Below are 16930 nucleotides of genomic sequence, written 5' to 3' on the forward strand. Positions count from 1 at the left end.
CCCCTCGAACCCCACGAAATGAGAACCGTAGATGTCTGTGCGCTCCGACCTGCGCAACGTGGCGATCGTCGCCCACGTCGACCACGGCAAGACCACGCTCGTCGACGCGATGCTGCGCCAGTCCGGCGCCTTCTCCGCGCACCAGCACGTGGACGACCGCGTCATGGACTCCGGTGACCTCGAGCGCGAGAAGGGCATCACCATCCTCGCGAAGAACACCGCGGTCCGCTACGCCGGCCCGGCCGCCGCCGCGGTGGGGGAGCCCGACGGCATCACGATCAACGTGATCGACACCCCCGGCCACGCCGACTTCGGCGGCGAGGTCGAGCGCGGCCTGTCGATGGTCGACGGCGTCGTCCTCCTGGTCGACGCGAGCGAGGGCCCGCTCCCGCAGACCCGGTTCGTGCTGCGCAAGGCGCTCGCCGCGAAGCTCCCGGTCATCATCGTCGTCAACAAGGTCGACCGCCCGGACTCGCGCATCACCGAGGTCGTCGCCGAGGCCACGGACCTGCTGCTCGGCCTCGCCTCCGACCTCGCGGACGAGGTGCCCGACCTCGACCTCGACGCCATCCTGGACGTCCCGGTCGTCTACGCGTCGGCCAAGGCCGGGCGCGCGTCGCTCGACCAGCCCGTGGACGGCCAGCTCCCCTCGAACGAGGACCTCGAGCCGCTCTTCACGACCATCCTCGAGAAGATCCCCGCGCCGACGTACGACGAGGGCGCGCCGCTCCAGGCGCACGTCACGAACCTCGACGCGTCGCCGTTCCTCGGCCGCCTCGCGCTGCTGCGCATCTTCAACGGCGAGCTCCGCAAGGGCCAGGTCGTCGCGTGGGCCCGGCACGACGGCACGCTCCAGAACGTCAAGATCACCGAGCTCCTCGAGACCAAGGCGCTCGACCGCGTCCCCACGGAGTCGGCCGCACCGGGTGACATCGTCGCCGTCGCGGGCATCGCGGACATCACGATCGGCGAGACGCTCACCGACCCCGAGGACCCGCGCCCGCTGCCGCTCATCACGGTCGACGACCCGGCGATCTCCATGACCATCGGGATCAACACCTCGCCGCTCGCGGGCAAGGGCGGCAAGGGCCACAAGGTCACGGCCCGCCAGGTCAAGGACCGCCTCGACTCCGAGCTCGTGGGCAACGTCTCGCTGCGCGTGCTGCCGACCGAGCGCCCCGACGCGTGGGAGGTCCAGGGCCGCGGCGAGCTCGCGCTCGCGATCCTCGTCGAGCAGATGCGCCGCGAGGGCTTCGAGCTCACGGTCGGCAAGCCGCAGGTCGTCACGCGCACGATCGACGGCAAGACGCACGAGCCCATGGAGCGCATGACCATCGACGTCCCCGAGGAGTACCTCGGCAACGTCACGCAGCTCCTCGCGCAGCGCAAGGGCCGCATGGAGACCATGTCGAACCACGGCACCGGCTGGATCCGCATGGAGTTCATGGTCCCGGCGCGCGGGCTCATCGGCTTCCGCACGCGCTTCCTCACGGAGACGCGCGGCACGGGCATCGCGGCCTCGATCTCCGAGGGCTACGAGCCGTGGGCCGGGCACATCGAGACCCGCACGACGGGCTCGCTCGTGGCCGACCGCGCCGGCAAGGTGACGCCGTTCGCGATGATCAACCTCCAGGAGCGCGGCTCGTTCTTCGTCGACCCCACCCAGGAGGTCTACGAGGGCATGATCGTCGGCGAGAACTCGCGCAACGAGGACATGGACGTGAACATCACCAAGGAGAAGAAGCTCACGAACATGCGGTCCTCGACGGCCGACAACTTCGAGAACCTCGTCCCGCCGCGCCACCTCACGCTCGAGGAGTCGCTCGAGTTCGCGCGCGAGGACGAGTGCGTCGAGGTCACGCCCGAGGTCGTGCGCATCCGCAAGGTGCTGCTCGACCAGACCGAGCGCGCCCGCGCGGTCTCGCGCGCCAAGCGCGCCTGACGTCGCCGCACGGGTGACCGTCCCGTCGTCCCAGCAGGCCGCCGTCGTGCCCGACGGCGGCCTGCTGGCCGTGCACGCCCACCCCGACGACGAGACGCTCTCCACGGGCGCGCTCCTCGCGACCTGGGCGCGCTCGGGTGAGCGCGTCACCGTGGTGACCTGCACGCGCGGCGAGCGGGGCGAGGTGATCGACACGCCCGCGCACCCGACCGGCGTCGGGCACCTCGAGGGCGACGGCCCCGCCCTCGCCGCGCACCGCGAGGGCGAGCTCGCCCGCGCGCTCGCCGCCCTCGGCGTCGCGGACCACGTCTTCCTCGACACGGTCGCGCGTCCCGGGGCGAGCGCGGTGCCCGACGGCGGGGCCCTGCCCCGGTTCGAGGACTCCGGGATGGCCTGGGTCGCCCCGGGCCTCGCGAGCGCCGCGGAGGACCTCCCGCCCGGGGCGTTCGTCGGCGTCCCGCTCGACGAGGCCGCCGCGCGGCTGTCCGCCGTCGTGCGCGACCGGCGTCCCGCCGTCGTCGCGACGTACGAGCCCGGCGGCGGGTACGGGCACCCCGACCACGTGCGCGCGCACGACGTGACGGTCCGGGCGCTGGAGCTGCTCGGCACAGCGGGCGAGCCGGTGCCCGCGCTCTGGCTCGCCGTGGCCCCCGAGAGCACGGTGCGCGCCGCGCGACACGCGCTCGCGGCCCACCCTGCGGTCCGGGAGCTCCTCGCGGGCGACACCGACCTCGTCCTGCCCGACCCGGACGAGGACCTCCCGCCGGTCGCGCGCCCCGACGCCTCGCTGCCCCCGCTCGTGACCGTGCCGGTGGCGCCCGTGCTCGACCAGCTCCTCGCGGCCGTGCGGGCGCACGGCACGCAGGTCCAGCACGCGACCGCCGCCGTCGACGAGGGACAGGTGCGTGGGGAGGACGCGGGGGACCTGCTGGGCTGGTACGCGCTCAGCAACGACGTGCTGGCCCCCGTCCCTTCACACGAGTTCTACGCTCCCTCCGGCGGCGCTCTCCCGGGCGACCAGGTCCGGCCCGAGCCCACGCGTTAGCCTGGGGCCCGTGGAGACCGGTATGGGGCGGCTCGTCGGCCGCGGGATGGCGTGCGCGCTCGTGGGCGTGCTCGTCGGGCTCGTCGGCACGGTCGCGCACCGGGCGCACCTGCTCGGCGTCGACCTCCCGGGAGGCGTCGGGCTGGGCATCGTGCTCGCGCTGGTGACGGTCTTCGTGGCCGGCACCCTCGCGCGCGCCTGGGGCGGCATGGCCGGCCTGCTCGGCTACGGCATCGGGTGGGTCGTCGTGGTCCAGCTGCTCTCGCTCGAGGGCCCCGGTGGCGACGTCCTCGTGCCCAGCGAGCCCGTCGGGTACGTGTGGATCTACGGGGGTCTGCTCGTCGTCGCGGCGGTGGCGTTCCTGCCGCGCTCGTGGTTCAGCGACCGGCCCGTCCGCCCAGCGCTCCACGGCCGTCCCACCAGGCACGACGGACCCGAGGACACCCTCGCGTCCCGCTAGAATTCGCGGTGCGGATCCCCGCACACCCCTCGTCGTCGCGCGGACAGCCGCGCGCCTTTCGTCACGGAGACAGTGGATGGGTCAGCCGACCGACCGAGACGCCGATCTCGACTCCCCTCAGGACGCCGCCCCAGGGACCGGGACCCCCGGTCCCCGCCCCGAGCCCGCCCGCGTCGACGCGAGCGCCGAGGCACCCGGGACCGCCGACGTCTCCGAGCAGCCCGGCGCCGACGGGGCCGGTGCCCCGGCCGAGTCCGCACCCGCGGTGGACGACGACGCGCCGCGCGCCGGCGAGGTCGCCGCTGCGGACGAGGTCCCCGAGCCTGTGACGCCGGCGGACCAGGAGGCGCCGCGCGACGAGGGCGAGGTGGTCGAGCCCGCGACGTCGGTCGACCAGGACGCCCCGGTCGGAGACGGCACGGCGGTCGGGCCCGCGGCGACCGGCGCCGGCGCTGCGGTCGAGCCGACGAGCCCCGTCGAGCCCGCGGCGCCGCACGAGCGGGACGACGCCCCGGTCGATCCGGACGAGACGGCGGTCATCGAGGTGGCCGAGGCGCGGCCGGACGTGCCGGAGGGCTCGGAGGGTGTCGTGCCGCAGGCCGACGCCGTCCCGGGCGCGCAGACGCCGGACGAGTCCCCGACCGAGGCGGGCGACGCCCCCGACGACGCGGTGCAGGCACCGGTGCCGCCCAGCGAGCCCACGGACGCCCCGACCGGGACGGCCGTCGGGACCGAGGCCGGCTCCGCGCAGGACGCGACCGCGGCGGAGGCGGGAGACGTCGCGACGGACGAGGTCCCGGTCGCGGGAGCGGCGTCGGGCGCCGCACCCGCGCCCGCCGGGACGGTCGACCCGCCGTCGCCCCCGAGCGAGGAGGACGACGGCGAGGAGGAGCCGTACGTACCCCGCGTCTTCGCGTTCGACCCCAGCGTCCCGGCAGTGCTCGTCCCGGCGCCTGGGACCGAGGCGCAGGCCGCGACGTCCTCGGACGGTCCGGACGTCGCGGCGGGCGAGCCTCCGGCCGAGCAGACCGCCGTGGTGCCCGCGGTGGAGGAGCCCGAGGCCGAGCGGACCGCCGTCGTGCCCGTGGTGCCGCCGCAGGCACCCGCGCCGTCGGCGGCCGGTCAGGACCCCGCTGACCCGGCCCCCGCGCCGGCCGCGGACGCCACCCAGGTCATCCCGCCCGTCGACCCGTGGTCCCGGCCCGCCCCGGTCGTCCGGACGTCCGTCCGACCGGGCGCTCCGGCCACGGACCCCGCAGCGGACCCGACGGCGAACCCGGGCGCGACGCCCGCGGCCGCACCGCCGGCAGCGGGCCTGGGGAGCGCCTTCGGCCCGGTCCCGCCCGACGAGTCCCGGCAGGCGTCGCCCTTCGACGGTTTCGAGGAGGACGCGCCCCGGCGCGGCTGGGTGCGCGGGCTGATGTGGACGGGCATCGGCGTCCTCGTCCTCGGCGGGCTCTACACCGGCGCGCAGTGGTTCTTCTCGGACAAGGTGCCGAGCGGGACGAGCGTCGCCGGAGTGGACGTCGGGGGGCTCACCCGCACGGCGGCGCAGGAACGGCTCGAGTCCGAGCTCGGCCCGCGTGCGGCCGAGCCGGTCACGCTCACGGCGGGCGAGGCGAGCACGACGCTCGACCCGGCGGCCGCGGGCCTCACGTTCGACGCCGCGGCCACCGCCGAGGAGCTCACGGCCTTCTCGATGAGCCCGGCCCGCCTGTGGCAGCACCTCTTCGGTGGCGAGGACGAGGCCCCCGTGGTCGCGGTCGACGACGCGGCGCTCGACGCCCAGGTCGAGGCGCTGCGCGGGAGCCTCGAGATCGCCCCCTTCGACGGCGCTGTCCAGTTCGTGGACGGCGCCCCGACGAGCACCCCGGCCGCCGACGGCTCGGCGCTGGTCACGGACGAGGTCCCGGCGACCATCACGGGGAGCTGGCTCGTCACGGACGGCCCGGTGACGCTCCCGACCGAACCCGTGGAGCCCGAGATCACGCAGGAGGAGACGGACGCCGCGCTCGCTCAGGCGGAGAAGGTGGTGTCCGCGCCCGTCGTCGTGTCGGTCGGGGGCCAGAACCCCGAGCTCCCGCCGGAGGCGCTCGCGGCCGCCGCGTCGTTCCCGGCGACCGACGGCGTGCTCACGCTCACCTTCGACGGCGCGATGCTCGTGGACTCGGTGGTCGACCGGACGAACGACCTGCTCACCGCGGCGGACGACGCGCACTTCGTCTTCCAGGACGGGGCGCCGGTGATCGAGGGCGGTGAGCCCGGCACGACGATCGACCCGGCGGCCCTCGCGGCGGCCGTCACGACGGCGTCCTCCGGCGACGAGCGGACCGCGACGGTCGAGCTCGTCGAGTCCGACCCCGAGCAGTCGGTCGCCGCGCTCGAGGCGCTCGGGATCAAGGAGAAGGTCTCGGAGTTCTCCACCCCCGTGCCCAACGTCCCGGTGCGCACCGCGAACCTGCGCCGCGGCGCGGAGAAGGTGACGGGGACCCTCGTGAAGCCGGGCGAGACGTTCTCGCTCGTCGACACGCTGTCGCCCATCACGCTCGAGGGCGGCTACTTCGCGGCGGGCATCGTCGAGAGCGGGCGCCACACGGAGGGCGTCGGCGGCGGTCTGTCGCAGATGGCGACGACCACGTACAACGCCGGGTTCTTCGCCGGCCTCGAGGACGTCGAGCACCGACCGCACAGCTACTGGTTCGAGCGCTACCCCGCGGGGCGCGAGGCGACGATCTTCGTCGGGTCGATCGACATGAAGTTCAAGAACGACACCCCGTACGGCGTCCTCATGCAGTCCTGGGTCGGCGGGGGCGAGCTGCACGTCGCGATCTGGAGCACCAAGTACTACGACGTGGAGACGTCGTCGAGCGGCAAGTCGAACGTGGTCCAGCCGTCGACGGTCACGCACTCCGGCGCCGACTGCGCCCCCACGCCCGCGGGCAGCCCGGGCTTCTCCATCACGAACTACCGCAAGGTCTACCGCGAGGGCGAGCTCGTCAAGGACGAGTCCTACCGGTGGACGTACAAGCCGGACAACGCGGTCGTCTGCGAGTAGACGACCCGGTCCACCACACACACGGAGGTCCCATGCTCGGACGGAGCGAACGGGAGTCGGGCGCGCAGGCGCTGCTCGCGGCCACGGCGGCCGGCTGGGTCGAGGGCGACCCCGCCGAGGCGGACGCGCTGCTCGACCTCGGGTCGACGACCGCCACGCTGTCGACCGTCGCGAGCATCGACGGCCTGTCGGCCGTCGTGCACCTGGGGCACCCGGCGCAGCCCTCGCACGAGCTGGAGCGGGCGCTGCTCGCCGCGCCGCCCTCGCTCGTGCTCACGGGGGCGTCGGCCGTGCCGGCGCAGTGGGTCTGGGTCGGGCGCTCGGGCGCCGCGCGGGACCTGACGGGGCACGTCGTCGTGGACGAGGCGGGTATGCGCGACCGCCGCCACGTGCTGCGCACGATGGGCGTGAGCCCGTCCCTCGTCCCGACGCGGACGAGCCTCGAGGAGCGCATCGCGCTCGCCGGCCCCGACGGCAGCCTCGTCGTCGAGCGGTCCGTCGTCGCGGGACCGCTCGCCGCGCTCGGGTACGCCGAGCTCGCGGGGAGCGAGGTCCTCGGCGAGGGCGCGCCCGTCTGGTACGGGCTCCTGGAGAGCCGGGACGCCGTGCCGCGGGCCGAGGGCGTCGCCCAGGTCTGGCTCGCGTTCGGGCCGCGGGACGACCACCGTGGCTCGCTCCAGGAGACGCTCGCGCTCGTCGCCCAGGCAGGCATCGACCTCCAGCACCTGCGCAGCCACCGTTCCCAGGCCGGACCCCACATCTTCTTCTGCGCGTTCTCCTGCCCCGACGCGGGGACGCTCGACGGTCTCCTCGCGGGCTTCGCGGAGCGGGGCGTCGCGCACCGCCTGCTGGCCGTCCTGCCCGGGCAGGAGTTCGTGCCCGGCCCGGACGCGCTCGCGCCGCGCTGGGCGTCGGCGCCGGACACCGTGCGCGCGTGAACGTCGTCGGCTACCTCGGCCCGGAGGGGTCGTTCACGCACCAGGCGGCGGCGGTGTGGTGCGCCGACCACGCGGACGGCCAGGCCGACCGGTCCACCCCCCTCGCCGCGCGCACGACGGTGGCGGACGTGTTCGCCGGGGTCGCCGCCGGAGAGCTCGCACGCGGGGTCGTCGCGATCGAGAACACGGTCGAGGGCTACGTGGTGCCGTCGCTCGACGCGATCGTCGGGAGCGCGGCGGTCGTCGCGGTCGACGAGGTCGTGCTCGACATCTCGTTCGACGCGTTCGTGCGGCCCGGCCACGGCGAGCTGACGGAGGTCACCGCCCACCCGCACGGCCTCGCGCAGTGCCAGGAGTTCGTCCGCCGGACGGCCCTCGCCCCGCTCGCCGCGTCGTCGAACGCGGCAGCCTGCCGGGACGCCGGTCTGCACCAGGTCGCGCTGGGGCCGACGATCTGCGGCGAGCTCTACGGCCTCGAGACGTTCGAGCGAGACGTCGAGGACTTCGCCGGCGCCCGGACCCGGTTCCTCGTCCTCGCGCCGCGGGCGGAGGCGTCCGCGGCCCTGGAGGCGGCGCGCGCTCGGGGCGACGGACCGTGGCGCACGATGCTCGCGGTGACCCCCGTCGTCACCGGGCCGGGCGTGCTCGCCCGCATCACGCGGTCCTTCGGCGAGCGCGGCGTCAACCTGTCGAGCCTCATCACGCGCCCGCTCAAGGCGGTGGCCGGCACGTACGTGTTCGTCCTGACGGTCGACGGCGCACCGTGGGACGCCCCGGTCCGCGCCGTGCTCGACGACCTCGTGCGGGCGGGCGACTCGCTCAAGACCCTCGGGGTCGTGCCCGCGCGCGGCGAGCTGGACGAGTCGGTGCACGCCGACGTGGACGTCGTGCACGTCCCGGTGGGCAGCGTCGACTCCTCGGCGGACCCGGCCGCGCTCGCGGCGGGGCTGCTGTGGTGACGCCCGACGCGGCGCCGGCCGCGGGGACGGCGCTGCGGGTCGGGGTCGTCGGGCTCGGGCTGGTCGGCGGCTCGGTCGCGCGGCTCCTGCACGACCAGGGCGTCGAGGTGACCGCCCATGACGCGACCGCCTCCACGCGCGCCGCCGCCCGCGCCGCGGGCCTGCGGGTCGTCGGCGACGTGGCCGACGTGTGCGCGGCGGAGCCCGACGTCCTCGTGCTCGCGGTCCCGCTGCGGGCCATGCGGGCGGTCGCGACCGAGGTCGCGCGGCACGTGCGCGGCGCGACCGTCGTCACCGACGTCGGCAGCGTGAAGGGCGCCGTGCGCGACGCCGTCCGGTCGGCGGGTCTCGACGCGCGCTACGTCGGGGCGCACCCCATGGCCGGGACAGAGCGCTCGGGTTTCGAGGCGTCCGACCCGCGGATGCTCGACGGCGCCCGGTGGGCGGTCACGGTCGACGGGACGACGCGCCGCGAGGCGTTCGTCACGGTGCTGCGGCTCGTGACCGGACCGCTCGGCGGGACGGTGCACGTCCTCACCGACGACGTCCACGACGAGTCGACGGCGCTCGTCAGCCACGTCCCGCACGTGCTCGCCACCGAGCTCCTCGGCGTCGTCGCGGACGCGCCGGTGCGCGACGTCGCGCGCGGGCTGGCGGCGGGCAGCTTCCGGGACGCGACGCGGGTGGGGCGCACGGACCCCCGGCGCACCGAGGCGATGGTCACCGACAACGCGGCCTGGGTCGCGTCGGCCCTGCGCGTCGTGGTGCGCGACCTCGAGCAGCTACTCACGGCGCTCGAGTCGAACGCGCCCGTGGGAGAGTTCTTCGACCGGCCCGACCCGGTGCGCGGCCCGGCCGACGCGCCGGGGACCGGGGAGCTGCTGCGCGTGGTCCTCGACGACGCGGGGGCCTGGCGCGCGGAGGTCACCGCGGCGGGTGCCCGTGGGGCCGTCGTCGTGGCCGTCGAGGACGACGCGGTCGTCGTCGCCTGAGCTCGGCCCGGGGCCGCCGGGTCAGGCCGGTCGTCGTGGTGGGCGCGGCGGGACGGGCTTGCCGGCCACGATCGCGTCGAGCGGGACGACGACGAGGGGCGGGCCGTCGTCGTGCACGCCGTGACCGCGGTGCGGCGGGGCGGCGCCCCCGCCCGCGTCCTCGCGCAGCACGAGCTCGGCCGCGGTGGTCCGCACGACGACGCCGATGACGTCCGTGAGGGGCTTGCCCGCGGCGGCTGCCTCGTCGGCGGTGAGGCGACGACGGACGACCACCCGGGTGCCCGGGGCCCACGCGGTCCAGGGCGTGTCGGGCACGGCAGGCGCTCCTCGGTCTGTGACGTTCGTCCACGGGCTGGTCAGGGAGGGTCGGGCACCGCCCGACCTGAGCGATACTAGTCCTGCGTCTCCCTGTCGTGACCTCGCCCCTCGCCGGGTCGGGGTCCGGACGAATCCAGAAAGGTACTCGGTCGTGACTTACGTGATCGCCCAGCCGTGCGTGGACGTCAAGGACAAGGCGTGCATCGAGGAGTGTCCTGTCGACTGCATCTACGAGGGCAAGCGGTCGCTGTACATCCACCCCGACGAGTGCGTCGACTGCGGCGCGTGCGAGCCGGTGTGCCCGGTCGAGGCCATCTACTACGAGGACGACGTCCCGACGGAGTGGAGCGACTACTACCGCGCCAACGTCGAGTTCTTCGACGACCTCGGCTCGCCCGGCGGCGCCGCGAAGATGGGTCTCATCGAGAAGGACGACCCGATGATCGCCGCCCTGCCGCCGCAGGCCTGAGCACCCGGCACCGCCGCACGTGGGACTCGCCGACCTCTCCGGTCTCGCCTATCCCTGGGACACCCTGACCCCGTACGCGGAGCGCGCCCGCGCGCACCCGCGCGGCGTCGTCGACCTCTCGATCGGGACTCCCGTCGACCCGACGCCGGCCGTCGTGCGCGACGCGCTCGCCGCGGCGTCCGACGCGCACGGTTACCCGACGACGCACGGCACCCCGGCGCTGCGCGAGGCCGTCTCCGGATGGTTCGCCCGCCGGCGCGGCGTCCCGGGCCTCGCCCCCGACGCCGTCCTGCCGACCGTCGGCAGCAAGGAGCTCGTCGGGCTGCTGCCGTCGCTCCTGCGCCTCGGGCCGGGCGACGTCGTCGTGCACCCGCGCACCGCCTACCCGACGTACGACGTGGGCGCGCGACTCGCCGGCGCGACGCCGCTCGCGACCGACGACGTCGACGAGTGGGCGGGCCGGGTGGACGTGCGCCTCGTCTGGGTGAACTCCCCGAGCAACCCGACCGGCCGGGTGCTCGACGCCGCCCACCTCGCGCGCGTCGTCGCCGCGGCGCGCGAGATCGGCGCGGTCGTGGCGAGCGACGAGTGCTACGCGGAGCTGGCGTGGGCCGAGCCCTACGCGTCGCGGGGCGTGCCGAGCCTGCTCGACCCGGTCGTCTCCGGGGGGTCGCACGACGGCCTCCTCGTCACCTACTCGCTCTCGAAGCAGTCGAGCATGGCCGGCTACCGGGCCGCGTTCGTCGCCGGCGACCCGGCTCTCGTCGCCGACCTGCTCGCGACGCGCAAGCACCTCGGCATGATCGTGCCCGCGCCCGTGCAGGCGGCGATGGTCGCGGCGCTGTCCGACGACACCCACGTCGCCGCGCAGCGCGACGTGTACGCGCGCCGGCGCGAGGTGCTCGTCGCGGCGCTCGGCGACGCCGGGCTCCAGGTCGACCACTCCGAGGCAGGCCTCTACCTGTGGTCACGACCGGCGGGGGACCACGGCGGCGACTGCTGGCGGACCGTGTCCGACCTCGCCGACCTCGGCATACTGGTAGGGCCCGGCGCGTTCTACGGACCGGAGGGCGCGGGGCACGTGCGGGTCGCGCTCACAGCGACCGACGAGCGCGTCCACGAGGCCGCGGCTCGACTCTCCGGAGCCTGATCGCTGACGTGACCTGCCTCACAGAGGCGTGGTGTTCTCGTGACGGTTCAGGATTGGTCACGTGCGGGTGAAGCGGGGTACGGTCGACCGCGCGGCAACGGCGCGAGCAGCAGCAGGAAGGGAACCATGACCACCACTCAGCAGGCGAAGGTCCGCCTCCTCGTCGACGACCAGGCGCAGGACCTGCCCGTGGTCGCGGCGACCGACGGCAACGACGGCATCGTCGTGTCCTCCTTGCTCAAGTCGACCGGCCTCGTGACCGTCGACCCGGGCTTCATGAACACGGCGTCGTGCGAGTCGAGCATCACGTACATCGACGGTGACGCCGGCATCCTGCGGTACCGCGGGTACCCCATCGAGCAGCTCGCCGAGCAGTCGAGCTTCCTCGAGGTGGCCTACCTGCTCATCCACGGCGAGCTCCCGGACACCCCGACGCTCGAGGCCTTCGTCGAGCGCGTCAACCGCCACACGCTCGTGCACGAGGACTTCCGGACCTTCATGGGGACGTTCCCGCGGGGCGCCCACCCCATGGCCGTCCTCTCGTCCGCGATCAACGCGCTGTCGACGTTCTACCCGGAGTCGCTCGACCCGTTCGACGACGAGACGGTCGAGCTCGCGACGGTCCTGCTCCTCGCGAAGTCGCGCACCATCACGTCGTACCTGCACCGCCGCCGCGTCGGCGAGCCCCTGCTCTACCCGGACTACTCGCGCGGGTACGTCGACGACTTCCTGCGCATGACGTTCGCGACGCCGTACCAGCAGTACGAGGCCGACCCGGTCGTCGTCGACGCACTCGACAAGCTGCTCATCCTGCACGCCGACCACGAGCAGAACTGCTCGACGTCGACCGTCCGCGTCGTCGGCTCGTCGCACGCCAACCTCTACGCCTCCGTCGCGGCGGGCGTCAACGCGCTCTCCGGCCCGCTGCACGGTGGCGCCAACGAGTCCGTCCTGACGATGCTCGACAAGATCGCGGGCGCCGAGTACGACGTCGACACCTTCATGAAGAAGGTGAAGAACAAGGAGGACGGCGTCCGCCTCATGGGCTTCGGCCACCGGGTCTACAAGAACTACGACCCGCGCGCGGCCATCGTCAAGAAGTCCGCCGACGCCGTGCTCTCGACCCTCGGCAAGAAGGACCAGCTCCTCGACATCGCCATGGGCCTCGAGGAGATCGCGCTCAACGACGACTACTTCATCGAGCGCAAGCTCTACCCGAACGTCGACTTCTACACGGGCCTCATCTACAAGGCCATGGGCTTCTCGCCCGCGATGTTCACGCCGCTCTTCGCGCTCGGTCGGATGCCCGGCTGGATCGCGCAGTGGCGCGAGATGATGAAGGACCCGCAGACCAAGATCGGCCGCCCGCGCCAGGTCTACGTCGGCGAGACCGAGCGCGACTACGTCCCGGCCTCCGCCCGCTGACACCCGCTCCTCCGGACGCCGCGTCGCTCACCCCACGGTGAGCCGCGCGGCGTCCGTCGTCCTGGCACGCGTGCCGCGACCAGGGCCACGACGGCGGTCGAGCGGAGCGGTCCGGTCCACCTCAGGACTCGTCGGGGACAGCGACGTGGACGCGGAGGAGGCCCGGGTCGAGCGGCGCGAGCTCCTCGGGGTCGAGCGGGCTCCACGTCGAGTCCTCGCGGGACCAGCGGCGGTCGCCGACCTCGACGGCGACGACGTTCGTCGCGTCCGCGGTGGCGACGGCCCACTGGGCGACGGCCCACGCGGAGCGATCGGGACCGCCGTCGTCGCCCGCGGCGGGCAGTCCCGAGGCGTCGAGCTGCACGGTGCTCCCGTCTCCGCCGTCGAGAGGGGACACCTGGGCCCCGTCGCCGAGGTCGCGGACCAGGCGGTCCCGGAACGGCTGCGCGGGATCGCCGTCGGCGGGGACCTCGGTCGCCGCGACGGGGGCGAGGTCGCACGTCAGCGAGTCGGGGGACCAACCCGTGAGCGCGGAGGCCCAGGCGCGTGACCGGGGCTCGTGCTGCGCGTACGCGTCGGGGAACGCGGAGCGCTGGACGGTCTGTGCCGCAACGGTGACCTCCATGCCCTCGTAGCCCTCGACGGTCTCGAGCACGTCGTAGAACGCGTTGGCCGAGTACACGGGGTCCATGATCTGCTCGACGCTGCCCCAGCCCTGGGACGGGCGCTGCTGGAACAGGCCGACGGAGTCGCGGTCGCCGTAGTCGATGTTGACGAGCCGCGACTCCTGGAGCGCGGTCGCGAGCCCGATCGTCGCGGCGCGGGCGGGCAGTCCGCGGCGCACGGCCGTGCCGGCGACGAGCGCCGCGTTGTCCGCCTGGGTGACGGACAGGTACCAGGTGCGGCCGTCGGCGGTCGCGGCGCACCGCTCGGCGACGGGCGTCTCGTCGTCGAGCCGGTTGAGCGCGACGACGACGCCGCCCACCCCGACCGCGGCCACCGTGAGGAGGGTGACGACGGTGCGGAGCGGGCGGCGCCGGGGGCGCGCACGACCGACGTCCGGCAGGTCCCGGGGGCGGGAGGATCGGGTCGAGGTCATGCGGGACGCCGTCGTGCTCGTCGGTGGTGGGTCAGTTCGCGTGCAGCGCGGCGTTGAGCTCGACGCCGGCGCCGGTGCGGGACACGGCCTCCACGCCGCCGGTGAGCGAGTTGCGCCGGAACAGGATGCCGGAGCGGCCGGAGAGCTCGCGCGCCTTGACGACGAGCGGCTCTCCCGCGGCGTCGGTCTGCCCGACGACGGTCACCTTGGTCCCCGCGGTGACGTACAGGCCGGACTCGACGACGCAGTCGTCGCCCAGGGGGATGCCGAGGCCCGCGTTGGCGCCGAGGAGTGAGCGCTGCCCGACGGAGATGACCTCGCGGCCGCCCCCGGAGAGGGTTCCCATGATCGACGCGCCGCCCCCGACGTCGGAGCCGTCGCCGACGACGACACCTGCGGAGATGCGGCCCTCGACCATCGACGTGCCGAGCGTGCCGGCGTTGAAGTTGACGAAACCCTCGTGCATGACGGTCGTGCCGGGAGCGAGGTGGGCCCCGAGCCGGACCCGGTCGGCGTCGGCGACGCGGACGCCCGAGGGGACGACGTAGTCGACCATGCGCGGGAACTTGTCCACGCCGTACACGGTCACGGTCTGCCCGGTCGCGCGCAGGCGCAGGCGCGTCTCCTCGAAGCCGTCGACCGCGCACGCGCCGTGGTTGGTCCAGACGACGTTCGTCAGCACGCCGAAGAGCCCGTCGAGGTTCTGCCCGTGCGGAGCGACGAGACGGTGGGAGAGCAGGTGGAGGCGCAGGTACGCGTCGGCGGTGTCGGCAGGGGCGGCGTCGAGGTCGATCTCGGTCCGGACCACGACGACGTCCACGCCGCGCAGCTCGTCGCGCTCGGCGAGCGCGTCGAGCGAGGCGGGGGCGGTCGTGTCCGCCGGGGCGGCGCCGAGCGCCGGGGCCGGGTACCAGACGTCGAGTGTCGTGCCGTCGTCGGTGACGGTCGCCAGGCCGTAGCCCCACGCCGTACGCGGCTCGGACGCGGCCACCGAGGGGGCGGTCGCGGGGGTCGCAGAAGTCATGCGCCCCACCCTATCCGCCGCCGGTAGGGTGCTGGCGTGACCTCTCCCACCGCTGCCGCCCCGCCCGTGCTCGACCTCCGCGGCGATCTCGTCGCCCTCTTCCGCGCGGTGTGCGACACGCCGTCGGTGAGCGGCGACGAGCGGGCGCTGGCGGACGCGGTCGAGACGGCGCTGCGGGCGTACCGGCACCTGGAGGTCGTGCGCGACGGCGACACGGTCGTCGCGCGCACGTCGCTCGGCCGGGAGCGGCGCGTCGTGGTCGCGGGCCACCTGGACACGGTGCCCCTCACGGACCCGCCGAACCTGCCCACGCGCGTCGTGGGGGAGGGGGCGCACGCCGAGGTCTGGGGCCGTGGGACGGTCGACATGAAGGGCGGGGTCGCGGTCGCGCTCGCGCTCGCGGCCGAGCTCGACGCCCCGGCGCAGGACGTGACGTGGGTGTTCTACGACCACGAGGAGGTCGCGTCCGACCTCAACGGGCTCGGGCGCCTCGCGCGCAACCGTCCCGACCTGCTCGCGGCCGACTTCGCGGTCCTCGGCGAGCCGACGTCCGCCGGTCTCGAGGGCGGGTGCAACGGCACGCTGCGGGTCGACGTGCGCGTCCCCGGGGTCGCGGCCCACTCCGCGCGCTCCTGGACGGGCGCCAACGCGATCCATGCGGCGCACGAGGTCCTCGACCGCCTGGCGGCGTACGTCCCGCAGCAGATCGAGGTCGACGGTCTGGTCTACCGCGAGGGCATGAACGCGGTCGGCATCGCCGGTGGGATCGCGGGCAACGTCGTGCCGGACGAGTGCGTCGTCACGGTGAACTTCCGGTTCGCGCCGTCGCGCACGGTGGCCGAGGCCGAGCAGCACGTGCGCGAGTTGTTCGCGGGCTTCGAGGTGGTCCTCACCGACGTCGCGCCGGGCGCGCGTCCCGGGCTCGACGACCCGCTCGCGGCGGACTTCGCGGCCGCGGTGCTGGGCGTGACGGGCGGTGAGCCGGCGCCGAAGTACGGCTGGACCGACGTCGCGCGCTTCGCCGAGCTGGGCGTCCCGGCGGTGAACTTCGGACCGGGCGACCCGCTGCTCGCGCACAAGGACGACGAGCGCTGCGCGGTCGGCGAGCTCGCGCTGTGCCGCGACGCGCTCCGTGCGTGGCTGACGGCCGCCCCTGCGGCATAGGCTCGTGACCATGAGCGACACGGTGCGTGACCAGGGTTCCGACGACGGCCTGCCCCAGGCCGGGACGGGGTACCGCAAGGGGCCGGTGCTGCTGCGCGGGGACCAGATCCCGCGTCAGACGACGGACCAGCGCCTCCTCGACACGGGGGGCAGCGCGGACTGGGTCCACTCGGACCCGTGGCGCGTGATGCGCATCCAGAGCGAGTTCGTCGAGGGCTTCGGCGCGCTGGCGGAGGTCGGCCCGGCCGTGTCGGTGTTCGGGTCGGCGCGGACCAAGCAGGACCACCCGGACTACGCGCTCGCCGAGGACGTCGGCCGTCGCCTCGTCGACGAGGGCTTCGCCGTCATCACGGGCGGGGGCCCGGGCATCATGGAGGCGGCCAACAAGGGCGCGTCCGAGGCGGGCGGGCTGTCGATCGGTCTGGGCATCGAGCTCCCGTTCGAGCAGGGCATGAACCGGTACGTGAACCTCGGCGTGAACTTCCGCTACTTCTTCGCCCGCAAGACGATGTTCGTCAAGTACGCGCAGGGCTTCGTCGTCCTGCCGGGCGGGTTCGGCACGTTCGACGAGCTGTTCGAGGCCCTCACGCTCGTCCAGACGCACAAGATCACCGAGTTCCCGGTGGCGCTCGTCGGCACGGACTACTGGAGCGGGCTGCTCGAGTGGGCCCGCACGGCGGTCGCAGGACGCGGCATGATCAGCGCGCACGACCTCGACCTCGTCCACCTGTGCGACGACCCCGCCGAGGCCGTCGAGTACGTGTGCGACCGCGGTGCCGAGCTGCGCGCCGAGGAGCTCGAGGCCACCGAGGAGCTCGCCCGGGCGCAGGCCGGCGACGCGAGCTGAGGGCCGCGGCGCGATGACCTCACCCGGCCCCGCGCCCGGGGAG

15 protein-coding genes are annotated in these 16930 nt (G+C 74.5%); 12 read left to right on the forward strand and 3 right to left on the reverse strand.

Annotation, left to right across the window (positions count from 1 at the left end):
* The first annotated feature begins 31 nt into the window (after positions 1-31).
* From typA to CCE02nite_RS05385, 7 genes are all read left to right on the forward strand, one after another.
* A complete protein-coding gene (typA, locus tag CCE02nite_RS05355) occupies positions 32-1942 on the forward strand; it encodes a translational GTPase TypA (RefSeq protein WP_141388643.1) in 1911 nt (636 codons plus the stop codon).
* 13 nt (positions 1943-1955) lie between these two features.
* Entirely contained in the window at positions 1956-2987 is a 1032-nt protein-coding gene (locus tag CCE02nite_RS05360) for a PIG-L family deacetylase (protein WP_255318652.1), read from the forward strand.
* A 10-nt stretch (positions 2988-2997) separates the two neighbouring features.
* A complete protein-coding gene (locus tag CCE02nite_RS05365) occupies positions 2998-3447 on the forward strand; it encodes a hypothetical protein (protein ID WP_174774888.1) in 450 nt (149 codons plus the stop codon).
* Between the two features lie 76 nt (positions 3448-3523).
* Complete coding sequence (locus CCE02nite_RS20900) at positions 3524-6502, forward strand: VanW family protein (RefSeq protein ID WP_255318653.1); 2979 nt, start codon at positions 3524-3526, stop codon at positions 6500-6502.
* A 32-nt stretch (positions 6503-6534) separates the two neighbouring features.
* Entirely contained in the window at positions 6535-7440 is a 906-nt protein-coding gene (locus CCE02nite_RS05375) for a hypothetical protein (RefSeq protein ID WP_141388644.1), read from the forward strand.
* On the forward strand, positions 7437-8399 hold the full coding sequence (locus CCE02nite_RS05380; RefSeq protein WP_141388645.1) for a prephenate dehydratase: 963 nt from the start codon (positions 7437-7439) through the stop codon (positions 8397-8399). The genes CCE02nite_RS05375 and CCE02nite_RS05380 overlap by 4 nt, the downstream gene beginning before the upstream one ends.
* Positions 8396-9391, forward strand: a complete 996-nt coding sequence (locus CCE02nite_RS05385; RefSeq protein ID WP_255318654.1) for a prephenate dehydrogenase — start codon at positions 8396-8398, stop codon at positions 9389-9391. The genes CCE02nite_RS05380 and CCE02nite_RS05385 overlap by 4 nt, the downstream gene beginning before the upstream one ends.
* Positions 9392-9412: 21 nt before the next feature.
* Here the strand turns inward: CCE02nite_RS05385 and CCE02nite_RS05390 are convergent, their stop codons facing one another.
* Positions 9413-9706, reverse strand: a complete 294-nt coding sequence (locus CCE02nite_RS05390; RefSeq protein ID WP_141388646.1) for a putative acetyltransferase — start codon at positions 9704-9706, stop codon at positions 9413-9415.
* Between the two features lie 154 nt (positions 9707-9860).
* Here CCE02nite_RS05390 and fdxA point away from each other — a divergent pair, with 154 nt between their 5' ends.
* The 3 genes from fdxA to CCE02nite_RS05405 all read left to right on the forward strand — a co-directional run bounded on the left by fdxA (position 9861) and on the right by CCE02nite_RS05405 (position 12753).
* On the forward strand, positions 9861-10178 hold the full coding sequence (gene fdxA / locus CCE02nite_RS05395) for a ferredoxin (RefSeq protein WP_024841122.1): 318 nt from the start codon (positions 9861-9863) through the stop codon (positions 10176-10178).
* Between the two features lie 19 nt (positions 10179-10197).
* Positions 10198-11328, forward strand: coding sequence for a succinyldiaminopimelate transaminase (gene dapC / locus CCE02nite_RS05400; RefSeq protein WP_141388647.1), 1131 nt, complete (start codon positions 10198-10200; stop codon positions 11326-11328).
* A 126-nt stretch (positions 11329-11454) separates the two neighbouring features.
* Positions 11455-12753 carry a citrate synthase gene (locus CCE02nite_RS05405; protein WP_141388648.1) on the forward strand — a complete coding sequence of 433 codons (1299 nt, stop codon included), beginning with the start codon at positions 11455-11457 and terminating at the stop codon, positions 12751-12753.
* A 121-nt stretch (positions 12754-12874) separates the two neighbouring features.
* Here CCE02nite_RS05405 and CCE02nite_RS05410 read toward each other — a convergent pair whose 3' ends face one another.
* Together CCE02nite_RS05410 and dapD are read right to left on the reverse strand one after the other, a co-directional pair.
* Positions 12875-13852, reverse strand: a complete 978-nt coding sequence (locus CCE02nite_RS05410; protein ID WP_174774889.1) for a hypothetical protein — start codon at positions 13850-13852, stop codon at positions 12875-12877.
* A 31-nt stretch (positions 13853-13883) separates the two neighbouring features.
* On the reverse strand, positions 13884-14876 hold the full coding sequence (dapD, locus tag CCE02nite_RS05415; RefSeq protein WP_141388649.1) for a 2,3,4,5-tetrahydropyridine-2,6-dicarboxylate N-succinyltransferase: 993 nt from the start codon (positions 14874-14876) through the stop codon (positions 13884-13886).
* A gap of 36 nt (positions 14877-14912) precedes the next feature.
* On the opposite strand from dapD, the gene dapE reads away from it, so the two are divergent.
* Both dapE and CCE02nite_RS05425 read left to right on the forward strand, forming a co-directional pair.
* The gene (gene dapE / locus CCE02nite_RS05420) at positions 14913-16040 is read left to right on the forward strand and encodes a succinyl-diaminopimelate desuccinylase (RefSeq protein WP_255318655.1); all 1128 of its coding nucleotides are present in this window, start codon (positions 14913-14915) and stop codon (positions 16038-16040) included.
* 10 nt (positions 16041-16050) lie between these two features.
* Positions 16051-16887: an LOG family protein gene (locus CCE02nite_RS05425; protein ID WP_141388650.1), complete on the forward strand. Its 837-nt coding sequence runs from the start codon at positions 16051-16053 to the stop codon at positions 16885-16887.
* The last annotated feature ends 43 nt before the right edge of the window (positions 16888-16930 follow it).

The sequence above is a fragment of the Cellulosimicrobium cellulans genome, from assembly GCF_006539945.1.
GTDB classification, from domain to species: Bacteria; Actinomycetota; Actinomycetes; order Actinomycetales; family Cellulomonadaceae; genus Cellulosimicrobium; species Cellulosimicrobium cellulans.

Bases quoted from the DNA above. Each gene is read 5' to 3' on its own strand.
- dapD (WP_141388649.1), bottom strand. From the start codon at position 14,876: ATGACTTCTGCGACCCCCGCGACCGCCCCCTCGGTGGCCGCGTCCGAG.
- CCE02nite_RS05410 (WP_174774889.1), bottom strand. From the start codon at position 13,852: ATGACCTCGACCCGATCCTCCCGCCCCCGGGACCTGCCGGACGTCGGT.
- CCE02nite_RS20900 (WP_255318653.1), top strand. From the start codon at position 3,524: ATGGGTCAGCCGACCGACCGAGACGCCGATCTCGACTCCCCTCAGGAC.
- CCE02nite_RS05405 (WP_141388648.1), top strand. From the start codon at position 11,455: ATGACCACCACTCAGCAGGCGAAGGTCCGCCTCCTCGTCGACGACCAG.
- typA (WP_141388643.1), top strand. From the start codon at position 32: ATGTCTGTGCGCTCCGACCTGCGCAACGTGGCGATCGTCGCCCACGTC.
- CCE02nite_RS05375 (WP_141388644.1), top strand. From the start codon at position 6,535: ATGCTCGGACGGAGCGAACGGGAGTCGGGCGCGCAGGCGCTGCTCGCG.
- CCE02nite_RS05425 (WP_141388650.1), top strand. From the start codon at position 16,051: ATGAGCGACACGGTGCGTGACCAGGGTTCCGACGACGGCCTGCCCCAG.